This window comes from Halobacteriovorax sp. RT-1-1, from assembly GCF_047085455.1.
GTDB lineage: Bacteria > Bdellovibrionota > Bacteriovoracia > Bacteriovoracales > Bacteriovoracaceae > Halobacteriovorax_A.
In genome coordinates this window covers 1,041,719-1,061,099 of the sequence record NZ_JBKIXZ010000001.1, presented here as the reverse complement: position 1 = coordinate 1,061,099, position 19,381 = coordinate 1,041,719, and the positions used below count along the sequence as shown (strand labels likewise).

19 protein-coding genes are annotated in these 19,381 nt (G+C 36.9%); 8 read left to right on the top strand and 11 right to left on the bottom strand.

Going from position 1 to position 19,381, the window contains the following annotated elements:
• Window positions 1-4: 4 nt before the first annotated feature.
• The 4 genes from ACMAWV_RS05280 to ACMAWV_RS05265 all read right to left on the bottom strand — a co-directional run bounded on the left by ACMAWV_RS05280 (window position 5) and on the right by ACMAWV_RS05265 (window position 4,150).
• A complete protein-coding gene (locus ACMAWV_RS05280; RefSeq protein WP_103216604.1) occupies window positions 5-724 on the bottom strand; it encodes a glycerophosphodiester phosphodiesterase family protein in 720 nt (239 codons plus the stop codon).
• The gene (locus ACMAWV_RS05275; RefSeq protein ID WP_412469818.1) at window positions 724-2,394 is read right to left on the bottom strand and encodes a hypothetical protein; all 1,671 of its coding nucleotides are present in this window, start codon (window positions 2,392-2,394) and stop codon (window positions 724-726) included. Before ACMAWV_RS05275 ends, ACMAWV_RS05280 begins: the two co-directional genes overlap by 1 nt.
• 20 nt (window positions 2,395-2,414) lie before the next feature.
• On the bottom strand, window positions 2,415-3,845 hold the full coding sequence (locus tag ACMAWV_RS05270) for an aldehyde dehydrogenase family protein (protein WP_103216602.1): 1,431 nt from the start codon (window positions 3,843-3,845) through the stop codon (window positions 2,415-2,417).
• A 65-nt stretch (window positions 3,846-3,910) separates the two neighbouring features.
• The gene (locus tag ACMAWV_RS05265) at window positions 3,911-4,150 is read right to left on the bottom strand and encodes a hypothetical protein (protein ID WP_103216601.1); all 240 of its coding nucleotides are present in this window, start codon (window positions 4,148-4,150) and stop codon (window positions 3,911-3,913) included.
• A gap of 243 nt (window positions 4,151-4,393) precedes the next feature.
• On the opposite strand from ACMAWV_RS05265, the gene ACMAWV_RS05260 reads away from it, so the two are divergent.
• Window positions 4,394-6,385, top strand: a complete 1,992-nt coding sequence (locus ACMAWV_RS05260; RefSeq protein ID WP_392991150.1) for a transketolase C-terminal domain-containing protein — start codon at window positions 4,394-4,396, stop codon at window positions 6,383-6,385.
• Between the two features lie 115 nt (window positions 6,386-6,500).
• Complete coding sequence (locus ACMAWV_RS05255) at window positions 6,501-8,501, top strand: alkyl/aryl-sulfatase (RefSeq protein WP_412469819.1); 2,001 nt, start codon at window positions 6,501-6,503, stop codon at window positions 8,499-8,501.
• Between the two features lie 15 nt (window positions 8,502-8,516).
• On the opposite strand, the gene ACMAWV_RS05250 is transcribed toward ACMAWV_RS05255, so the two are convergent.
• Window positions 8,517-10,403, bottom strand: a complete 1,887-nt coding sequence (locus ACMAWV_RS05250) for an MFS transporter (RefSeq protein ID WP_412469820.1) — start codon at window positions 10,401-10,403, stop codon at window positions 8,517-8,519.
• Window positions 10,404-10,485: 82 nt separating this feature from the next.
• On the opposite strand from ACMAWV_RS05250, the gene grxB reads away from it, so the two are divergent.
• Window positions 10,486-11,133 carry a glutaredoxin 2 gene (gene grxB, locus ACMAWV_RS05245; protein WP_103216597.1) on the top strand — a complete coding sequence of 216 codons (648 nt, stop codon included), beginning with the start codon at window positions 10,486-10,488 and terminating at the stop codon, window positions 11,131-11,133.
• Window positions 11,134-11,135: 2 nt separating this feature from the next.
• Here grxB and ACMAWV_RS05240 read toward each other — a convergent pair whose 3' ends face one another.
• On the bottom strand, window positions 11,136-11,582 hold the full coding sequence (locus ACMAWV_RS05240) for a DUF962 domain-containing protein (protein ID WP_103216596.1): 447 nt from the start codon (window positions 11,580-11,582) through the stop codon (window positions 11,136-11,138).
• Window positions 11,583-11,651: 69 nt separating this feature from the next.
• Entirely contained in the window at window positions 11,652-12,281 is a 630-nt protein-coding gene (locus ACMAWV_RS05235; RefSeq protein WP_103216595.1) for a 50S ribosomal protein L25, read from the bottom strand.
• A gap of 109 nt (window positions 12,282-12,390) precedes the next feature.
• On the opposite strand from ACMAWV_RS05235, the gene ACMAWV_RS05230 reads away from it, so the two are divergent.
• Together ACMAWV_RS05230 and grxD are read left to right on the top strand one after the other, a co-directional pair.
• The gene (locus tag ACMAWV_RS05230; RefSeq protein WP_392991145.1) at window positions 12,391-13,044 is read left to right on the top strand and encodes an alpha/beta hydrolase; all 654 of its coding nucleotides are present in this window, start codon (window positions 12,391-12,393) and stop codon (window positions 13,042-13,044) included.
• A gap of 88 nt (window positions 13,045-13,132) precedes the next feature.
• Window positions 13,133-13,522, top strand: coding sequence for a Grx4 family monothiol glutaredoxin (gene grxD, locus ACMAWV_RS05225; protein ID WP_103216593.1), 390 nt, complete (start codon window positions 13,133-13,135; stop codon window positions 13,520-13,522).
• An 8-nt stretch (window positions 13,523-13,530) separates the two neighbouring features.
• Here grxD and ACMAWV_RS05220 read toward each other — a convergent pair whose 3' ends face one another.
• The 3 genes from ACMAWV_RS05220 to ACMAWV_RS05210 form a co-directional block, all read right to left on the bottom strand.
• Complete coding sequence (locus ACMAWV_RS05220) at window positions 13,531-14,988, bottom strand: two-component system sensor histidine kinase NtrB (protein WP_412469821.1); 1,458 nt, start codon at window positions 14,986-14,988, stop codon at window positions 13,531-13,533.
• A gap of 104 nt (window positions 14,989-15,092) precedes the next feature.
• On the bottom strand, window positions 15,093-15,845 hold the full coding sequence (locus ACMAWV_RS05215; RefSeq protein WP_103216591.1) for a response regulator transcription factor: 753 nt from the start codon (window positions 15,843-15,845) through the stop codon (window positions 15,093-15,095).
• Window positions 15,842-16,486 carry a hypothetical protein gene (locus tag ACMAWV_RS05210; RefSeq protein ID WP_146037753.1) on the bottom strand — a complete coding sequence of 215 codons (645 nt, stop codon included), beginning with the start codon at window positions 16,484-16,486 and terminating at the stop codon, window positions 15,842-15,844. The genes ACMAWV_RS05215 and ACMAWV_RS05210 overlap by 4 nt, the downstream gene beginning before the upstream one ends.
• Before the next feature lie 168 nt (window positions 16,487-16,654).
• Between ACMAWV_RS05210 and cmoA the strand changes: the two genes are divergently transcribed.
• The 3 genes from cmoA to ACMAWV_RS05195 are packed head-to-tail and all read left to right on the top strand — an operon-like array spanning window position 16,655 to window position 18,724.
• Window positions 16,655-17,407 (top strand): carboxy-S-adenosyl-L-methionine synthase CmoA, encoded by a 753-nt coding sequence (cmoA, locus tag ACMAWV_RS05205; protein ID WP_412469822.1) that lies wholly within the window; start codon window positions 16,655-16,657, stop codon window positions 17,405-17,407.
• A gap of 7 nt (window positions 17,408-17,414) precedes the next feature.
• Entirely contained in the window at window positions 17,415-18,344 is a 930-nt protein-coding gene (gene cmoB / locus ACMAWV_RS05200; protein WP_412469823.1) for a tRNA 5-methoxyuridine(34)/uridine 5-oxyacetic acid(34) synthase CmoB, read from the top strand.
• Window positions 18,344-18,724 carry a YbaN family protein gene (locus ACMAWV_RS05195; protein ID WP_103216587.1) on the top strand — a complete coding sequence of 127 codons (381 nt, stop codon included), beginning with the start codon at window positions 18,344-18,346 and terminating at the stop codon, window positions 18,722-18,724. The genes cmoB and ACMAWV_RS05195 overlap by 1 nt, the downstream gene beginning before the upstream one ends.
• Here the strand turns inward: ACMAWV_RS05195 and ACMAWV_RS05190 are convergent.
• Window positions 18,719-19,378 carry a Type 1 glutamine amidotransferase-like domain-containing protein gene (locus ACMAWV_RS05190; protein ID WP_103216586.1) on the bottom strand — a complete coding sequence of 220 codons (660 nt, stop codon included), beginning with the start codon at window positions 19,376-19,378 and terminating at the stop codon, window positions 18,719-18,721. The two genes, ACMAWV_RS05195 and ACMAWV_RS05190, sit on opposite strands and share 6 nt — an antisense overlap.
• Window positions 19,379-19,381 lie beyond the last annotated feature (3 nt).

Genomic DNA, 19,381 nt, shown 5'->3' with positions numbered 1-19,381 from the left:
TAACTCAAGGTTTAATATTCTCAAATATAATATTAGCACCTAATCGCTTAGCTGTCCTCATTTGTTCTTTAGTTCTTACTGTCCAAAAGACAATATTATTAAAAGTAAAATGCTTGATAATGCTAAGCTGTAGCTTTGAGTATGTATCGATATCTAGTCCAATATAATCTGGCCTGATAACTGGAATAAAAGTCATATTCTCAAGAATCTTTTGCTTGAGAGGATTAAGGCTTGTATCACTAAAATCTCTTGTTACAAGTAGGCCCAAAATAACGGCCGGATAGTGCTTTCGAAACCACTTTAAACAAAATGGATTAAAGGATTGAATCGTATAATCCCCTTCATAGCCTTGAAGAAGTTTCATGACTTCAGACTCAAGCTCTCCATTGTGTTCGATAACCTTCAATTCAATGATAAGTGGAACTTGTCCATTAACAAGATCGAGGACTTCCTTAAGAGTAGGAATCTTCTCTTTTGTTTCTTTGATATAGAGCTGTTTTAGGCTATCGAGAGTGTATTGAGATACTTTGCCATTGCTGCCCGTTAGACGCTCTAGGGTTTCGTCGTGAAAGACCACCACATGGCCATCACTTGATAAGTGTACGTCTAACTCAATAGCATAATTATGTTTAATGGCCGCCTTAAAAGCGGCCATCGTATTTTCAGGTTTTTTTTCGTCGTGTAAACCACGATGAGCAATATAAGTATCGAGATAAAATGTCATTATAATGTTCTTAAGAACATACGAAGATCCGATTTATCCTCATCACTAAGTAGTTCATTACCCTCTTTATCCGTAAAGATTCGTTCGTAGTGACCTGAGTTTGAAAGCCCTGGTAACTTTGTATTGTAGTAAGCTTCTCTAATTCTGCGCTCCTCAGGAATATCCATTCCAACAGGAAAGCCATTACAATCATAATCAAAGTCTAGCATCGGATCAACTGCTGGGATCTGATAGAACTCTTTTACTCTTTGCGCTGGCGGAGTCATTAGCTCACAAAGATTTGGAATTGAATTATTGTGCATATATGGCCAACGGGCCCAGATTCCGTTTAGTGGTGGTGGTACATATCCTTTTTGTGGCTCCACAACAGTTTTCATCCATTTAGAAATTGCTAATTCATTTAAAGCCTCAGCAAAGTATGCTGTACCTTGATAGCGAAGAGGATCTGTTCCAACATCCTTAACAGGTGTCTTTTCATGATAGATAAGCTTTTTCGTCTTAATTTGTTCACTCTTGGACATAAGTGCAGAAAAAGGAAGATCCCAATTCTTCTGGTATTCTCCGTGACATTTCTGACAACGATTCTCAAAATGCTTTTGTCCTCGCTTTGCTGATTCAATATCAATACGTGACACATCAAAGAAATCATCAATACGTGGTGCTTTTGTTGAGAAGGCCGCTGCCGTAAGCTCTTTAATAATTTCAGGATTATCTTGTAACCATTTTTCTAATTCATATAAATCTGTTCCACGCCCAAGTTCATTCCACAGGAAGTTTGTGAAGATTGGGTTACCTGCAACAATTGATCCATCTGATAGCCAACGAGTTTTATACTTAAGCGTCCACCATGGCATTGGCTTAGAGTCGGCAACTGTTGAAACAAGAGGATTAAATCTTGGAAAGACTTCATTAAGTTTAGACTTTGATGCGTACTCATCTTGTTTACGATGAGCAAGAGAGAGAGCAACTTGAGGAAGTGAAGTATCAAGTCCAAGTACCATTGGTGATGTTGCTCCAACAGAGTGGATATTCTTCTTTGTTCTCTTAAGCATTGCAACTTCACCATCTGTTGCATTTGTTACTTTTTGAAATGTCTTCGTCGGAATAAATGGAAGAAGTTTTTTTGCTTTAACAAAAAGTTCATTGGCCTTCACTGTTTTATTTGTTAGGCCCATAACAGTTGTTCCAAAAAGGCTTGCTGAGTGACAAGTGGCACAGCTAAAAGTTAGCCCTTTTCCCCACTGAGTATCAACAATACTAGCTCCCATATAATAATCAGGCTTGTGCCCTTCTGGATAAGGGATACGATAAATCCCCGTTGCATCTTCATTATTATATGGATTAAGTCCTAGCCATTGATAGAAAGATTCAACACTATTAACACCAAACTTCTTTTCACCAAGTGTCGTTAAAACAAAGTTTACAAATTTTTCGTCGCGTAGTTCAAAGAAATTATTAAAAGCTTCATATGGAATAAGAAGTCCTGTTACACTAACTGGCCAAACCAGTGCGTGCTTTAGTCCATCTTGAGTTACTTGTTCGTATTCATCTTGAGATAGTTGGTAGAGGTTTTCGCGATTCTTACCCTTTTCAATTTTAGCATCACGTCCCCAATCTGGTGCGTATGAAAATGCAGATAAACTAATTAGTAGTAAAAGTAGTGATTTCATCCTCTCTCCCCTCTAAATTTTTAGAATAAGATTAACTTCTTTCGAGTGTAATCTTCCATCGCATACGCGATCCCCTCACGTCCAAGTCCAGAATCTTTTATCCCTCCATAAGGCATGGCATCCATGCGAAATCCTGGGACGTTATTGAAGATAATTCCTCCAACATCGATTCTTTGACTTGCTTCCTTCATATTTACTAAGCTGTTTGTAAAAACACCAGCTTGGAGTCCATATTTTGAATCATTTACAAGCTCAATGGCCTCTGAAAATGAGTCATAAGGCTCTAAAATCACGACAGGACCGAAGATTTCCTCTGAAACAACCTTCATATCCAAATCTGTATTAGTTAAAACTGTTGGAGCATAAATATGGTGGTCTTCATCAATAATATGCCCACCACACAGAAGCTCGGCCCCATTTGATATGGCCTCTTGTACCCACTGATGAATTCTCTCAAGAGCACCTTCATTGATGACAGGGCCATTAATCACACTCTCATCTTTTGGGTCACCTGAACCAATTGTCTCGACCTGCTCAAGAAATAATTCAACAAATTCATCAAAGATTTCACTGGCAATAAAAACTCTCTGAGTTGAGATACAAATTTGTCCTGAATATAAGAAAGAGCCATTAACGATTTGAGCTGTCACAGCTTCCATATCTTCAACGTCATTAACGATAACGGCCGCATTACCACCAAGCTCAAGAAGACACTTCTTCTTTCCACTTAAGGCCTTTAGCGCCCAACCAACTTTTGCACTTCCCGTAAAAGAGAAAACACTAATTCTTTCATCTTCTAAAAATCTTTGTGCAAGAGCATCTTCACAAATAACAATATTCACAACTCCTTTTGGAAAACCAACTCTTGAAAGTAGCTTTGCAAAAGCAAGTAGAGTAATTGGAGTTTGTGGTGATGGTTTAACAATAATGCTACATCCGACAGCAAGTGCAGGAGCGATTTTATGAAGTGCAAGGTTTAGTGGAAAGTTAAATGGAGAGATACCAAAAATAATCCCTTCCGGTTCATGGCGAATAATGGCCATCTTATCTGCACCAGGCCCATATGAAAGGTCAGGCGTTTCACTGCTGTGATGACGAGCTTTTTCAGCAGAGAGCCTAATTGTTTCCACACAACGAGCAACCTCACCCTTTGCATACGATATTGGCTTTCCCGCTTCCATACATATTAAATGAGAAAAGAACGAAGCCTCTTCTTCTAAAAAGTCAGCAAGCTTAAATAGTAATTTACTTCTTTGGGCACTATCAAAATTTTTATATTCTTCGAATGCATTTTGTGAAGATTGAATAACCTTTTCGTATTGGTGAGAAGCTAAGAGATCAACTTCATTTAAAATACTTTGATCGTATTTATTAAGGACTTCAATAGAGCTTTCACCATAGAGAAATTCATCATTCACGAACGAGGAACGAAATTGCGAAAAATTTTGCATAAAAAAACCACCTTGCTAAGGTGGTATTGTATCTATTCTAAAAATAATGGGTCAATTAATATTGCTTAAAAATCAAATTCACTACCAGCGTGTTGAGTCGATAATTCATAACTTAATGAAGGATTATCTTTTAAAAAGAGTTCTTCTCCACCCATAAATAATTTGATGGAACACAGATAGCAAAGTTTAATTTTAACTTCTCTTCCATTGAAGCTTGAGTATAGTCTTGCCTTAATCATTTTACTTCTGCGAGGTCCGTTGGCCAAAGACCAGTTACGCCCTGCAGCTGAACACGCATCACACATAGCTATCACCTTCATGTTATTTCAGATACATAAAAACTGTTTAACAACGATTTCTATAGATTTTATCGTCATTCTAAAATAAAACTTAATAAATTTATAGTTACTGTATTTTCAAGCATTTAGGTTTTACACATTTGGCCTAAAGTGCCAATCTAATGGGTCAGCAAATATTCTCTGGCCAGAAAAAATTCCCTCATGATACCTTTTATAAGTTATTGAAAATCAACGAATTCGGAGAAGTTAATGACTGCAACTATCAGCCCATTAAAAGTAAAAAATCATCTTGCAACGGCACCAACAAATGCCCCAATCTATGCAACTAAAATTCATAACTTAGCGGGAGAGGAAATCACTCTTGCAGACCCAAAAGCAACAAGAGCTCTTGTGGCCCTAATGAATCAACACGCAGTTATTGGTGGAGCAGCTTGCCACTGGGGTGGACCTGCGGCCTTCGCAGAGATGATGAGTGCTCTTCACTCGATTATGTTCTCACAAGGACCAAATTGGTTTGAGAAATTTAACTTCGTAAACGATGCTGGTCACGCAGAAAATGGAATTTACGCTCTTCGTGCAAATCTTGGTTTTGATGGACTTACATTTGAAAGTCTAAGAGGCTTCCGTTCAATAACATCAAAACTTACTGGTCACGGTGAAGCTCACTTAAATCCAGAAGGTGTTTTCATTTCAAATGGCCCACTTGGTTCAGGACTTCCTCAGGCACAAGGTCTTGCTCTTGCAGATAAGGCAATTGGAAATGATCGTGTAACTGTTTGTACAATCTCTGATGGTGGTTGTATGGAAGGTGAAGCTCGTGAAGCGATGGCCGCAATTCCTGGTCTTGCACAAAAAGGTAAAATGAATCCATTTGTTATGATTATCAGTGATAATAATACAAAACTTGGTGGGCGTATTACTGAAGATAGCTTCGATATGAAAGGAAGCTTCCTTGCTCTTAGAGAAATGGGTTGGGATCTTGTAAGAGTTGAAGAAGGACACGACCTAGAAAGAGTTTATCAAGCAATCGAAGAAAATATTGCAAAAGCAAAATCAAATGAACTTAAGCCAATTGCTCTTGTTATCAAAACAATCAAAGGTTACGGTGTAAAATCAACTGAAGAAGCAAAGTCTGGTGGTCATGGTTATCCTCTTGGAGCATATGATGAAAAATTAATTTCATTTCTTGATGAAATTTATACTGGTGAAACTTGTCCAGAAGAGTTTAAAAATTGGGCAAATGAAATCCTATCTTCAAAGCCAGCTCCAAAAGAGGCTTCTAAGTCTTCGGCCCCTTCAGACAAGGTTCAGCCAGGTCTTGCAAATGCTATGATTAAAGCAACAAAAGAAGGGCTTCCAGTTTTTTCTGTAACTTCAGATCTTGCAGGTTCAACTGGTGTTTCAGGCTTCCATAAAGAATTCCCTAATCACTATGTTGATATTGGTATTGCAGAATCGAATATGGTTTCAACAGCAGTTGGTATGGCAAAACAAGGATTCATTCCTGTTGTTGATACTTTTGCACAATTTGGTGTAACAAAAGGAAATCTTCCTTTAATCATGTCTCAGCTTTCTCAAGGTGCTGTGATTTGTTTGTTCTCACATACAGGTTTCCAAGATGCTGCTGACGGTGCTTCACACCAAGCAACAACTTACTTCTCTGCTGTAGCAGGAATTCCAAACACAACAGTCATTGCTCTTTCAACGAAAGAAGAAGCTGAAAGCCTAATGTATCAAGCAATTAAGAGATACGAAGAAGCAGTAAACAAAGGAAAAACACCAGAAACAACTGTATTTTTCTTTGGCCGTGAAAAACATCCAGTTTCATATATTGATGGTGCAAACTACGGTTGGGCCAAAGCTCAAGTTCTAAGACAGGGTACGGACGGAATTATCGTAACTCACGGTCCACTTGTACAACAAGCTCTTAAAGCTGCGACAGAACTTGAAGCAAAAGGTAAAAATATTACTGTTATCAATAATCCATTTATTAACAAGATTGATGTTGAAACATTCAAGGATCAGCTAGCAAAGAATGGAAATAAAATTGTAACTGTTGAAGATCACCAACTAACAGCTGGTGCTGGAGCAATGCTTTGTCATGCTCTAAAACAAGAGGGACTTGAATTTAATCTGAAGTCACTTGGAAATGATGGCCACTTTGGTCAGTCTTCATACACTGCACTTGAGCTTTATAAGAAATTTGGCTTTGATGCAGATGCAATGATTAATCAATTCTAATTAAATATAGGCCTCAGAAATGAGGCCTTTTTTATTACCTTTCTTAGGCCATTTTAAAATACGCTAAAACCGATATCCCCTTCAAGTAACTCTAATAATGCAATAAGGAGGAATCGTGTTTCATTCCAAAAAATTACTCTATTTCATTACCCCCGCCCTACTCTTAATCTCACTACTAGGTTGTACCCGAGCTGAAAGATATTCATTCACTAATGATCCTAAGCCTGCATCAAGGCACACTCTGGATTCTCACAAGGCCGTTTCCCAAGAGTTAAACTTTGATGATGATCGAGACTTTAAAGATTCTCAAAAGGGTTTTATTGCAAAACTTGAAGGGCCAATTAAATCAAAAGATGGAATGAAAGAGATTTTTGATCCTGCTAAATTTCCTTCCCTCACACAAGGAAAGCCACCTGAAACAGTAAACCCAAGTCTTTGGCGTCAATCGCAACTAACATCAATCAATGGACTCTTTCGTGTCACTGACCATATCTACCAAGTAAGAGGAATTGATCTTGCAAATGTTTCCTTTATTCGTGGTAAAAAGGGTTGGATTATTATTGATCCCTTAATGACAACAGAGACTGCGAAAACTGCATTAGAGCTAGTTAGAAAAAATGTAGAAAATCTTCCTGTGACAGCAGTTATTTTCACTCACTCTCATATCGATCACTTTGGTGGAGTTTACGGAGTTGCGAGTAAAAGTGAACTTGAAAGCGGCAAGATTCAAGTTATCGCTTCCAAGGATTTTGTCTATGAGTCAGTAAGTGAAAATGTCATTGCAGGAACGGCCATGAGTCGACGAGCTGAATATATGTATGCACGAACATTAGACTTCGGGCCTCAAGGCTCTGTTGGGACAGGACTAGGAAGCTACACTGCTAATGGTGAATACGCCATTGCTAAACCCACAACAATAATTGATAGAGATAAAAGCTTAGTCGTAGACGGAGTAACTATTGAGTTCATGTTTACACCAGGAGCGGAAGCTCCAACAGAGATGATGGCCTACTTCCCAAGAGACAATGCACTTTGTGGTGCAGAGATCTTAAGCCATACAATGCATAATATACAGACCCTAAGAGGAGCTCAAGTAAGGGATAGTCTTGCGTGGTCTAAGCATATTCAAAGGGCTCTTGAAAAATATAACAAGGCCGAAATTCTTTTTAATTCACATCACTGGCCGACCTTTGGAAATGATCGCGTCGTCTCACATATGGCCTCGCAAAGAGATCTGTATAAATTCATTCATGACCAGTCCGTCAATCGCTTAAATAAAGGTCTTTCTGGAACCGAGCTATCTGACAGTATTAAATTAAATAGAAACCTCGCCAAAAACTTTGCCAATCGTGGCTATTACGGAAGCCTAAGTCACAATACACGTGCAGTATACGATAAATACCTTGGCTTCTTTGATGGTAATCCTGCTCACCTAAATCCGCTCCCAGAAGTAGAATCAGCAAAGAGAACGATTGCTTATATGGGAGGAGCCGGAGACGTCTTAGAAATGGCCATCAAAGATTATAAAATTGGGGAGTATCGCTTTGTTGCAGAAGTCTTAAATAAACTTGTCTTTGCACAACCAAAAAATGTGAAAGCAAAGCAACTTCTGGCAGACACTTATGAACAATTGGCCTATCAATCCGAGAATGCGACTTGGAGAAATTTCTATGTTCAAGCAGCTCAAGAATTACGTTACGGAGTTGGTCGGCCAGCACCGGCAACGGCTTCACCTGCAATTTTATCTCAAATGGATACTGAATTACTCTTAGATTATCTCTCTGTTAGAGTTAATTCTGAAAAGGCCAATGGCACAGACTTAACACTGGAATTAAATATTACAGATAGGAATCAAAGGTACTACTTAACCCTTAGAAATAGTGTTCTTAACTATTCAAAGAAAAGACCTCAAGAGCAAAATCGTCAACTCGCTTCAGATGATAATGCATCAATTAACTTAAAGCATGGACAATTAGTTAAACTTGCAATGGGAGCAGTTTCCTTTGCTGAGCTTGATGAGAAAAATATTAACTATAGTGGGGATAAGAAAGTTTTCGATGCCCTTAATGAAACATTAGATACTTTTCCTAATACATTTAATATCGTGACACCTTAAAAAAAAGCCTCTGTTTTACAGAGGCTTTTTATATTCAACGACCATTTTTTCTTCTAGATCTTTATAACAAAAGTTTTCAGGTGTAATAGAAGGTAGAATAACTACTTTGATTTTTCTACGTTTTAAAAAATTCCAACGGATTCCTTTAAAAACACCTTTTCCAGAAAAAGAATAGAAACTTCCCCATAGACCTTTAATAACAATTGGAACGACTTGAGCATTCGTTTGCTCTACAACCTTCTTAATACCAGGCTGATACTTTCTAGGCTCACCATCACGAGTAATCCACCCCTCAGGAAAGAAGCCTACACAGCGCTCTTCATTTAGAGTGCTATTTAGTTTTGAATAAGCTTCATCAAGAACCCTTGGGTCCTCTCTTCTTGTAGCGATCGGAATCAAATGTCCCTGCATAAAGAATTGCTTAAGCCCTGGAATATTATAATAGCGGTGGTCAATTACCCAGCGAATAGGTCTTGGAGAAAGACTCATGACAACACCCCAGTCAACAAATGATGTGTGGTTGGCAGCAATAACAAGCCTTCCTTCTTTTGGAATATTTTCTTCACCTTCAATTTGAATATCATAAAGAAAAGTCGTAAAAAGCTGCACAACAAAGCGCCACATTTCTTCATGGAAGAAGTAGTAGCAAATTCCTGCATAGATCAGATTAAGGCCACCAAGAATGAGTAGATTATCTAGAGCCGTTGCGCCAGTACTCTTAAGAAGAATAATTGAAACAGCTGCAACAACCATAAAGATAGCATTCCAAATATTATTGGCCGCGATTGTTCTCGCAAGCTTCTCAAGAGGTGCACTATGCTGCATAAAAGTTAATTGTGAGATATAGAAATTCCCACCAAATATTGTAATAAGTAGAAGATCAATAATTGCTCTTAGAGCAAGTGGTTGTGCAAAAAACTCAGCAGGTGGCATCAAAGCGCCTGTCACTGACATTGGCCACTGTGTAGAAACATAGTAAAGATCAAAAACAGCTAGCGACATCCCCACTGCTGCAACAGGAACCATTCCCACTTCAATTCTCTTACCAGATAGCTTTGAGCAAATCCAAGAACCAAGCCCCATCCCTACTGTAAATGTCGCCATAAAGATTGAGGCAACCATTTCACTTCCGTAGAAAACATTTTTAATAATGGCCGGCATAACTGAAAGAACAAATGAGCCTAGAAACCAGAACCATGAAACTCCCATCATTGCACGGAAAGAGTTCTTCTCTTTTACAGAGTTAATGAGAAGTTGAAATGTTGGTTTAACAAATGTGTAATCAATTTTTACATCATTATTAATATCGTTAATTTTATTTTGAAAACGTGCTGTAATAACACCAAGTACCGCAAATATTAGGATTGCAAAAGCGGCCGTATCAGTAGCATCAGGTGCTGCAGCGGCAAGCCCTCCAATGATTGTACCAATAAGAATTGCAATAAAAGTTCCTCCACCAATAAGTGCTGTTCCTGTCGTTAGCTCTTCATCTTTTAAAATTGTCCTTAAAGACGAGAACTTAACTGGTGAAAAGAATGACGACTGAGCACCCATTAAAAAGAGTGTAAACATTAACAGTCCGTAACTCTCTGTAACGAAACCAATCGCTCCACAAAGCATAAATGCAAGCTCAGTAAATTTTGTTACCTTAATAACTTGCGCCTTGTCGTAGTGATCTGAAATTTGACCAGATGTAGCAGAAAATAAAACATAAGGAAGAATGAAAGCACCACCAGCAAAGGCAACTAATGATTCTGCACCAAGTCCAAATAGTGAGACATTCTTATATGTAATTAAGATAATTAGAGCATTTTTAAATACGTTATCGTTTGCGGCACCAAGGAACATCGTCCAAAATAGAGGCCAAAATTTTCTTTCTTTATAGAGCATTGCTAATGACATTGTTTTTCCTTAAATAATTCTTAACAATATTGTACTATTATTTACTAATACGTAATGACGCATAAACCCGAAAGGAATTTATATGAAACTATATCACTATATCCATTGTCCATTTTGTGTAAGAGTTCGCATGGCACTTGGTTTCTTCGAAATCGAGTATGAATCAATTGTACTAGATTACAATGATGAGAAGACACCTGTCGAGCTTACTGGCACAAAGATGTTACCAATTATGGAAATTGATGGCGTCATTATGAACGAATCACTTGATATTATCAAGGCCCTTGCAATTCACAGCGATAAAGATTTGAATCTGTCAAAATTAGATAGCGAAAGCTTTAAGCTGCTTAATGATTACCTCGATCAACTTGGAAAAGATGTTCATAACTTATGCATGCCTTACTGGGCGTGGTCAAAAGAGTTCACTCCAGAGGCAAGAGAATACTTTATTAATAAAAAGTCTGCTAAGCGTGGCCCATTTCACTTACTTGCGCAAAATAAAGCAGAATACTTACATAGCTTTGAACAAACGCTGACTCAGCTTCCAGCAAAACTTTTACCTTACTATGAAAGCGACAAGTTTACGATTCTAGATATCCTTCTAGCATCACATATATGGGGAATGTACATCTTTCCAGAGTATCAATTTCCTCCGCAAATTCACATCTACCTTCAAAAGGTGAAAGAGCTAACAAACTTTAATTATCACGAAGATTTCTGGCGCAACTAGCGCTAGGACTTCTTACCTAGAAAAATCCAAATAGGTCCAATAAGAAGGAATTGAAGATCTTCAAAAAAAGAAGGCTTCTTTCCTTCTATTTTGTGACCAATAAACTGCCCAACCCAAGCAACAACAAAGACAACAATCCAAGTAATAAAAAAATATTCCGCTAAAAAATTAACAAGAAAGAATTGTGTTAAGAGCATAAATGGAATCACTAAGCTAAGAGCGACAGTGATGGCCTTTAAGTTTTTTAGTGAAAGATAGAAAAGACTAGCAAGAATAACAAAGGCCCATGCCCAATTAAAATAGCCAAAGAGTGCAGGCTTTGGAATCGCCCAAAGCATTCCTAATAGTGACCAAGTAATCAATGGAACACATACTTCGTGAATGCGTTGATTTGTTTTATTCTGATGAGATTCACCGTACATCTCAAGCCACGTTTCTAAACTTCTCATTGAGTATGCTCCAAAAAACAAAGGGAGACCATTTGGTCTCCCCTCATTATATCATAATTGATTTTTAAATTATGAAGCTGCTTCTTCTTTTTCTTCAGCTGCGTCAGCGTGAGTCTCAACAACCATTTCAGTTTCTTCAACTTCTGGCTCAACGACAACTTTCGGAAGGTGACAAGATACAACTGATGCAGTTGGATCGATTGACCAAGCTAGACCCGTTGGTAGAGAGAAGTGCTCAAGTGCCCAGTGTCCATCAAGCTCAAGACCAGTGATATCGAATTCTAAGAATTCTGGCATATCTTTTGGTAGACCTTCTACTTCAACTTCATGCATATTGAAGTTAACTAGACCACCTGCTTTTGTACCAATAGCTTCACCTACAAAGTGGATTGGAAGAGAAATAACTACTTTCTCTTTTGCAGATACTTTATGGAATGAGCAATGTACAAAGTCTGTCCCGAGGTGACCTCTTTGAACATCTGCTAGAGTTACAAGGTGCTTCTTACCTTCAAACTCTACTTCAAATACCTTTCCAGAAGTATGTAGGAATTTTGAAAGACCTTGCTTTGGAACCATAAATTGAGCTCCTGCAAAACCTTTTCCATAAATAGTTCCTGGAATATATCCGTCTTTTCTCATTTGAGTTGTTGATCTTCCCGGTTTTCTTGTTTCAACTTTTAAAATACTAGTTGTTGACACATTTTCCTCCTGTGTTCCGTGGATTCAATAGATAGTATTCTATCGACCGTTCATAAAAAAAATTTAGAATAAACTTGAATAAAAACACACAATCACCTATTTTTCTCCTATGAAAACTGACTTAAACACACAACTACTAAACTCTTTTTATATCCCTGCAAGTGACATCACACCTACTAATGCCCAGAAGGTTATGATTATCTTACACGGCCTAGGCGATAGCCTTGAGTCTTACAAAATATTCACACAAGAAATAAATGTAACCGGTCTAAGCTACTTGCTCTTAAACGCGCCAAAGAAGTACTACTTCGGTTACAGTTGGTACGATATTCCACCTAATAATCCAGTGCCTGGTATTGAAAACAGCGTCAAAACTCTAACGAAGATTATTGATGAGATCGTAGAAAAAAATAGCAATATCGACTACTCGGACATCTTTATCGGTGGCTTTTCTCAAGGTGGTTGCGTGAGCCTTGAGACGGCCTATCAACTCGATCACAAACTAGGAGGAATTGTTCTAATGTCCCCTAGAATTTATCCAGAAAGAAGACCTCAGCAATTGTCAAAATGCCTCAAAGAAACGGCCATTTTTTGCGCTCATGGAAGCCTTGATCCAGTAATTGACATTAATCAAACAAAGGCCGGAATTGATCATCTTGTAAGCCTAGGGGCCAATGCACAATTCCATGCCTATGAAATGGAGCATGAAATTGATATTGATGAAGTGATTCAGCTACGTAACTGGTTGAATGAACATCTATAATTTCTGACACTTGCCCTAAGCTATTTCCAAAACTACCATTATTAGGTAAGATAGGAGCAAATGAAACTCAGGAAATAAAGGAATCAATATGAGCGATAATCCATTCAACATTCTAGGTAAAGAATCTACTCCTATCAATCAAGGAGAAGCTGTTTCTGGTGCCGATAAATCAAAAGAACTAAATGAGCAAATCGAAGCACTAATTGGATCTGCTGACCTTTTCTTATTCATGAAAGGTACACCTGATATGCCAATGTGTGGTTTTTCAGCAAATACAATTGCAATGCTAAACTCTGTTGGTAAACCTTATAAGACTTTTAACATTTTAGAAGATATGGATATTAGAGAAGGTGTAAAAGTTTACTCTAACTGGCCAACTTACCCACAACTTTACTTCAAGGGTGAGCTTGTAGGTGGTAATGATATTATCACTGAGATGTTCCAATCTGGACAACTACAAGAAGTTCTAAATAGCTAATTGATTATTTAAGCATCGACGCTAGGCCTTACTATGTTTTGGCCTAGCGATATTGAAAACGTTGTATACTCAAAGTCTTTTTCAAAATCTAAAATCATATTATTTTCTAATGCTAACTTTTTCGAAATACTAAGACCAAGACCTGTTCCTTCACCGACATCTTTCGTTGTGAAGAATGGTGTGAAGATATCTTTAGCAACATTATCTTTAATCCCATCACCACCATCCTGTACGTAGATAGTGAACTGATCTAACATTGACTCTTCAACCCAAATTTTTATCCAACATTTCTCAAGAGATTCAAATTGATGAACCGCCTGATAAGAGTTAGTGAGCAAGTTTAAAATGATTTGATAGAACTCATTTTTTTTACACGCTACTTCTAAGTCACTAAACGGATTTTTAAAATCAATATAAATTTCTCGACCAGTTTGGGCCTGAAATAATCCCAATGAATCCTGTATTAAGTTATCAAGGTTATGTATCTCTTTAGTAATTGAATTTGAGGAGCGAGAGTAAATCTTTAAACTATTAGCAATATTTTCAATGCGATCCACTTGCTTAATAATACTCTCTAACTTTTTCATATAAGAAGGATCGGAATCCTTGATCTTACCAGCATAACGATCTTTCAACTGTTCGGCCTGAATGCGTATGATACATAATGGATTATTTATTTCGTGTGCAATTCCTGCAGACATTTGTCCAAGAGAGCGCCATCTTTCAAATTCTTCAAATTGCTTTTCTTGCATTTTCAAAGTTACGCGATTGATATGTTCTTGATGAACATCGCGAATTTGAACCATATAACGTCCAACACCTTGAATAACAATATAGGTTACACTAATACGACAAAATCTTTTTTTAGAACGACGCTTGCGATAAATAGGATGAGTAACTTTTAAGGCCACGCCGTCCAAACGTTTTGCTTGTTCAAAAGTATTTAAGAAGAACAAATACTCTTCATCATCAAAGATAACTTCTGAAAACTTGTTTCCCACAAGACTTTGCTTTGTCACCTTATTTATATCTAAGATCACAAGTTGATTATTAAGAATGAATAAATCATCATCGGTGGCGGTATAGAAATTTTTGAACAGAGTCGAGATAAAATTCTCAGCTCCGGCATTAATATTACGACTGTAAACCTCAATAAATGACGGGCTTGTCCCTGTAGCTGAATAACCTGGCTGTAACCAAATCTCCCACTGATCTCTTTCACCTAACAAATTGATTGACTCAGAAAAGAAGTGGCAAGCTTCACCCTTCTTTACTCTTTCGACTTGTTCAAGAAAGAACCCCTTCTTTTCATCAGGAGTATATTGAAATAAATTAGTGCCAACAGTTAACCCATAACCGAGATATAAATCATTCACATAAATGCAATCTCCATCAAAATCGATGTGACAGTAATGGATATTCGAATTTAATAGCTCCTTGCGAAAGCTACTATTCGGTTTATTCACTTGGCGTCTCGTCTCAATCATAGCGATAATGATTGTTTTAAATCAACTTCTTCTAAATATAAAATCGCCTCTATTTTATTAGAGGCGATTTATGTAAAAAAATATTAATATGTATTTTCTGAAACAGAATTATCACTGTCATTAGAACTAGATGAAACATTTGACTCATCTGAACTTGCAACTTTTTCATATGTATCAGGAATAAGTGACCACTTACCGCCACCTTCTGAACGAATAATATAACCGTAATCATGAAGCTTTCTTCTTAGGTTATATAAGTGAACATCCACTGTTTTTGGGTGAACAGTTGTATCTCCCCAAACATTATCTAAGATATCATCGCGACTTACGATACGATGTGGAGAATTAATAAATAGTCCCAGTAGTTGTTTTTGTTTACTAGTTAAGTGCTCTACTTCTTTACCATCTAGCAGCATCGACTTGTGAGCAATTGGTTGAACCATTCTTCTTGGACTACCATTGAATACATTTTCAATCTTAACGATTAACTCATTTTTCTTAAATGGTTTTGTTAAGTAATCAAGTGCACCTTCCATAAAACAGAATCTCAGTGCATCAATATCATCGATACTTGAAACGATGATAAATGGAATCACCATTAAACGACGATCTTTTGAATGATTTAAGTAAGTCATGAAGTTACCATCATCAAGCATAAGATCTGCAATGATTAGTGCTGGATTCTTTTCAGTATTTGATAGAGCATTTTGAAACTCTTCAATAGAAGTAAAAAATCTTAAGTTGTTGTAGCGGTGAACGAGAGTTTGTTCGTAAACAAAACGACATCCCTCATCATCCTCTAAAATCCAAATTTCCTTGTCCGTTGCCATTGTCATAATTCAAACCTCACCGATAAATTGTTGTCCCCATCAAGAATTTCGTAATCCTTTCCCTTTGCTAAAAAGTTATGAATTCCGATGTATCTTCTTAATGATTTTTCGTTTTCGTCACCTAAGTTTAAGATGGAATCTAACTCTTGTCTTAAGTATTTGTTTAATTCTGACTTAATAAAAATTAATTTTCTTAACTCGTCTTTAATTTCTAAGGTGATATGGAATGTATCTCTTCCTTCTTTTTTTGCCAAAGTTGAGAATAAGTGGGCAAAAGAGAACAAGATTTCACATAAATCGTTAGCTTGTGAACCTTTTACGGTTACATCATTAGCAATATTCCAAGTTAAATCTGCAAAATGTTTCTTTAAGTAGATACGTGCTTGACCGAAGGCCCTAGTAGCGATTTTGCTAATTGGAACTTCTTCATCTAAGAAATAAGGTGTTGATTGCTTAAGAAGATTTAAATCATTCTCAAAGCGTTCAAGACCTTGATTTAATTTTTTAACAAATGGGTTATTTTCATCCTGATCCTGCATCAATTCATCAATACAAAACCTAATTAAATGCATATGACCCGAGTAATCATGGGATAAAACTCTTAGCGTTTCGTTAAAAGCTTCTCCTCTATCCAATTCATTATTCATAGAACCTGCGCTGTTTTTTAATATATATTTTGTTTACATACCAATAAATATTGCTTATTCATAGTAAAAAATCACGCGTATCAGTAAATCATTGAAATTAAAGAAGAAAGAAGGAGTATTTTTTATACTAGATTGGACAATATCCAAAAGATATTCTAGTTTCGCCACATGGAAAATAAATTTTTAAACGCTGGCAAAGACGAAGTTTTTGCAAAGAAAATTGAAAAGATATCAGATTTTGAATTCAATCAAGATGTGGCCTCTGTATTTGATGACATGGTATCGCGAAGTATTCCAAATTATCATGAGATTCATAAAATCATCATCGACCTAACTAGACGCTTCTATCAATCTGGAACAGTTTATGACTTTGGTTGTTCGACAGGAACGACGATGCTTTTAATGGCCGATTACTTTCGCCAAAACGACAAAGAGCTTCCACAGTTTATCGGTATTGATACTTCAAGACCGATGCTTGAAAAGGCAGCACAGAAGCTTAAGTCTCACGGTCTACAAGATAATGTTGAGTTATTAGAAGAGTCGATCACTGATGTAAAAATTGAAAATGCCGGTATGGCAATCATGAACTACACTCTTCAATTTCTACCAGTTGAAGAGCGCCTTAATGTTCTTAAAAATATCTATAACGGGCTTAATGATAATGGCTGTTTTATTTTGGCCGAAAAAATTATCTGCAAAGATGAGCAAATTGATAATCTTTTGATTGATCTTTATTATGATTTCAAACGTAGAAATGGATATAGTGAGATGGAGATTGCTCAAAAACGAGAGGCCCTAGAAAATGTCCTTAGGCCCTTAACTCCACAACAACAACTCAAAATGTTAGATGAAGCAGGCTTTAAGAAATCTGAAATGATTTTTAGATGGTATAATTTTGCTTGTTACCTATGTATCAAATAGGAAGAGAATGGATAGTTTAGAGTATTTAGAAAAATTTGGTAATCGTGTTGATATTGAATCTTTAAGACAACTTAAAGCAGACAAGCTTCAAATGTTTCGCACAAAATATCAAAAAGAATACAAAGAGATCTTTGATGTCATCCCATCTCTTGAAGAGAACTCGAGCGAAACCCTTGAGACTGCGACAAAGCTTATTCCATGGCGAAAAGGACCTTTTCAAGTTGGAGAGCTTGATATTGATGCCGAATGGCGCTCAGATAAAAAATGGGAAAGACTAAAAGAATCTCTTCCAAATTTAAAAGATAAGGTTGTTTTAGATGTAGGCTGTAATAACGGCTACTATATGTTTGAGATGGCCAAACAAGAACCAAAGTTAGTTCTTGGAATTGATCCTGTCTTACACAATCAGGCCCAATTTGAATTCATTAATCACTTTAAGAAATATGATAATTTAAAATTTGAATTATTTGGTATCGAAGATCTTCCAAACTTTAGATCATTCTTTGATGTTGTTTTCTCGATGGGCGTTCTCTATCATCACCGTCATCCACTTGAGCAATTAATCTCCATCAGAGAATCTCTTGTTCCTGGAGGAGAAATGATTATGGAAACAATTGGTATTCCAGGAGAGGAGACAATCTGCCTATTCCCAGAAGATCGTTACTCAAAGATGAGAAATGTATGGTTTCTTCCAACTCTAAGCTGTCTTAAGAATTGGATTAATCGAACAGGCTTCATTGATATGGAAGTTGTCTCTGTTTCAACGACAAATTTTGAAGAACAAAGACAAACGAAATGGTGTCCTCCACCACATCAATCCCTTGAGGACTTCTTAGATACTGAAGATCAAACGAAAACAGTAGAAGGCTATCCTGCTCCAGTAAGGTTTTGTATTAGAGCAAAGAAAAAGCCGAATTCACCAATAAAGACTTTTTAATGATTAATAAGAGCAGAAAGGCCATTTACCTTAGTTTCGGAATTGCATTTGTGATTCTTGCTTTTATTGGTATTTTTCTTCCTCTTATTCCAACAACTCCTTTTCTTCTTTTAAGTGCCTACTTCTTTTCGCAAAGTAATGAAAAGTACTATCAGTGGCTACTAGATCATAAGATTTTTGGCCCAATTATTACTGACTGGAATAAATATGGAGTTGTGAGTGTAAAATCTAAAATCATTGCCATCTCAATGATCGTAGCACTCTTTTCATATACGCTAATTTACGTTGAAGTGAATCCGACGATAAAAGTTATCGTTTCATTAATTGGTATTGGAGTTATTGTTTTCTTGCTAACAAGACCGAGTAAAAGAAAGTTATAGTTTATATTTTTGGCCCTTTTCAAAAATATAGCACTCTCCATGAACAACAATTTCTTCATCAGTAACGACTAGGCCACTCCCATCAGGACAAGCATAAATTGGAAAACGAGAGAATATAGAATGTCTCTTTAACTCGTCATCGTAGCGTTTTGATTTACGATAATGAGGAAAAAACTCGAAATCAATAATATTCATGGCCTTAAAGTCTGTGACATCATCGTCATTATCATCACGATCCCATGGCGGAAATGATGCTGTCATAATATTTGGAGTCGTAATAATTGCACCAGCTGAAAGGCCTGTTAAAATTCCACCATTTTCGACATAATCGATGAGTTCTTCAAACATCCCACTTTCTTTTAAGTGCTTTAAGAAATAAAACGTATTACCTCCACCGAGATGAATCACGTCACTTTGAAGTGCCTCTTCTTTGAGAGTTCTGTCAAATTCATGATCAACAGGAAGATGGATAAACCTTTTAAAACCTATTTTCTTATAGGCCATAATTAAATCGATAAAATCTAATTCTGATTCGTAGGAACCTGCTGGAATAAAAGTTATACTTGGAGATTCACTATTACAAAGCTCTAAGATATGTTCGTCAATTTCGACATTATCACAAAAGTCGCCACCACCATATAATCCAATTTTCATTTC

Bases quoted from the DNA above. Each gene is read 5' to 3' on its own strand.
- ACMAWV_RS05210 (WP_146037753.1), bottom strand. From the start codon at position 16,486: ATGAATAATGAATTGGATAGAGGAGAAGCTTTTAACGAAACGCTAAGA.
- ACMAWV_RS05230 (WP_392991145.1), top strand. From the start codon at position 12,391: ATGAAAACTGACTTAAACACACAACTACTAAACTCTTTTTATATCCCT.
- ACMAWV_RS05280 (WP_103216604.1), bottom strand. From the start codon at position 724: ATGACATTTTATCTCGATACTTATATTGCTCATCGTGGTTTACACGAC.
- ACMAWV_RS05250 (WP_412469820.1), bottom strand. From the start codon at position 10,403: ATGTCATTAGCAATGCTCTATAAAGAAAGAAAATTTTGGCCTCTATTT.
- ACMAWV_RS05215 (WP_103216591.1), bottom strand. From the start codon at position 15,845: ATGACAATGGCAACGGACAAGGAAATTTGGATTTTAGAGGATGATGAG.
- grxD (WP_103216593.1), top strand. From the start codon at position 13,133: ATGAGCGATAATCCATTCAACATTCTAGGTAAAGAATCTACTCCTATC.
- cmoB (WP_412469823.1), top strand. From the start codon at position 17,415: ATGGATAGTTTAGAGTATTTAGAAAAATTTGGTAATCGTGTTGATATT.
- ACMAWV_RS05265 (WP_103216601.1), bottom strand. From the start codon at position 4,150: ATGTGTGATGCGTGTTCAGCTGCAGGGCGTAACTGGTCTTTGGCCAAC.
- ACMAWV_RS05260 (WP_392991150.1), top strand. From the start codon at position 4,394: ATGACTGCAACTATCAGCCCATTAAAAGTAAAAAATCATCTTGCAACG.
- cmoA (WP_412469822.1), top strand. From the start codon at position 16,655: ATGGAAAATAAATTTTTAAACGCTGGCAAAGACGAAGTTTTTGCAAAG.
- ACMAWV_RS05195 (WP_103216587.1), top strand. From the start codon at position 18,344: ATGATTAATAAGAGCAGAAAGGCCATTTACCTTAGTTTCGGAATTGCA.
- ACMAWV_RS05240 (WP_103216596.1), bottom strand. From the start codon at position 11,582: ATGAGAAGTTTAGAAACGTGGCTTGAGATGTACGGTGAATCTCATCAG.
- ACMAWV_RS05275 (WP_412469818.1), bottom strand. From the start codon at position 2,394: ATGAAATCACTACTTTTACTACTAATTAGTTTATCTGCATTTTCATAC.
- ACMAWV_RS05270 (WP_103216602.1), bottom strand. From the start codon at position 3,845: ATGCAAAATTTTTCGCAATTTCGTTCCTCGTTCGTGAATGATGAATTT.
- grxB (WP_103216597.1), top strand. From the start codon at position 10,486: ATGAAACTATATCACTATATCCATTGTCCATTTTGTGTAAGAGTTCGC.
- ACMAWV_RS05190 (WP_103216586.1), bottom strand. From the start codon at position 19,378: ATGAAAATTGGATTATATGGTGGTGGCGACTTTTGTGATAATGTCGAA.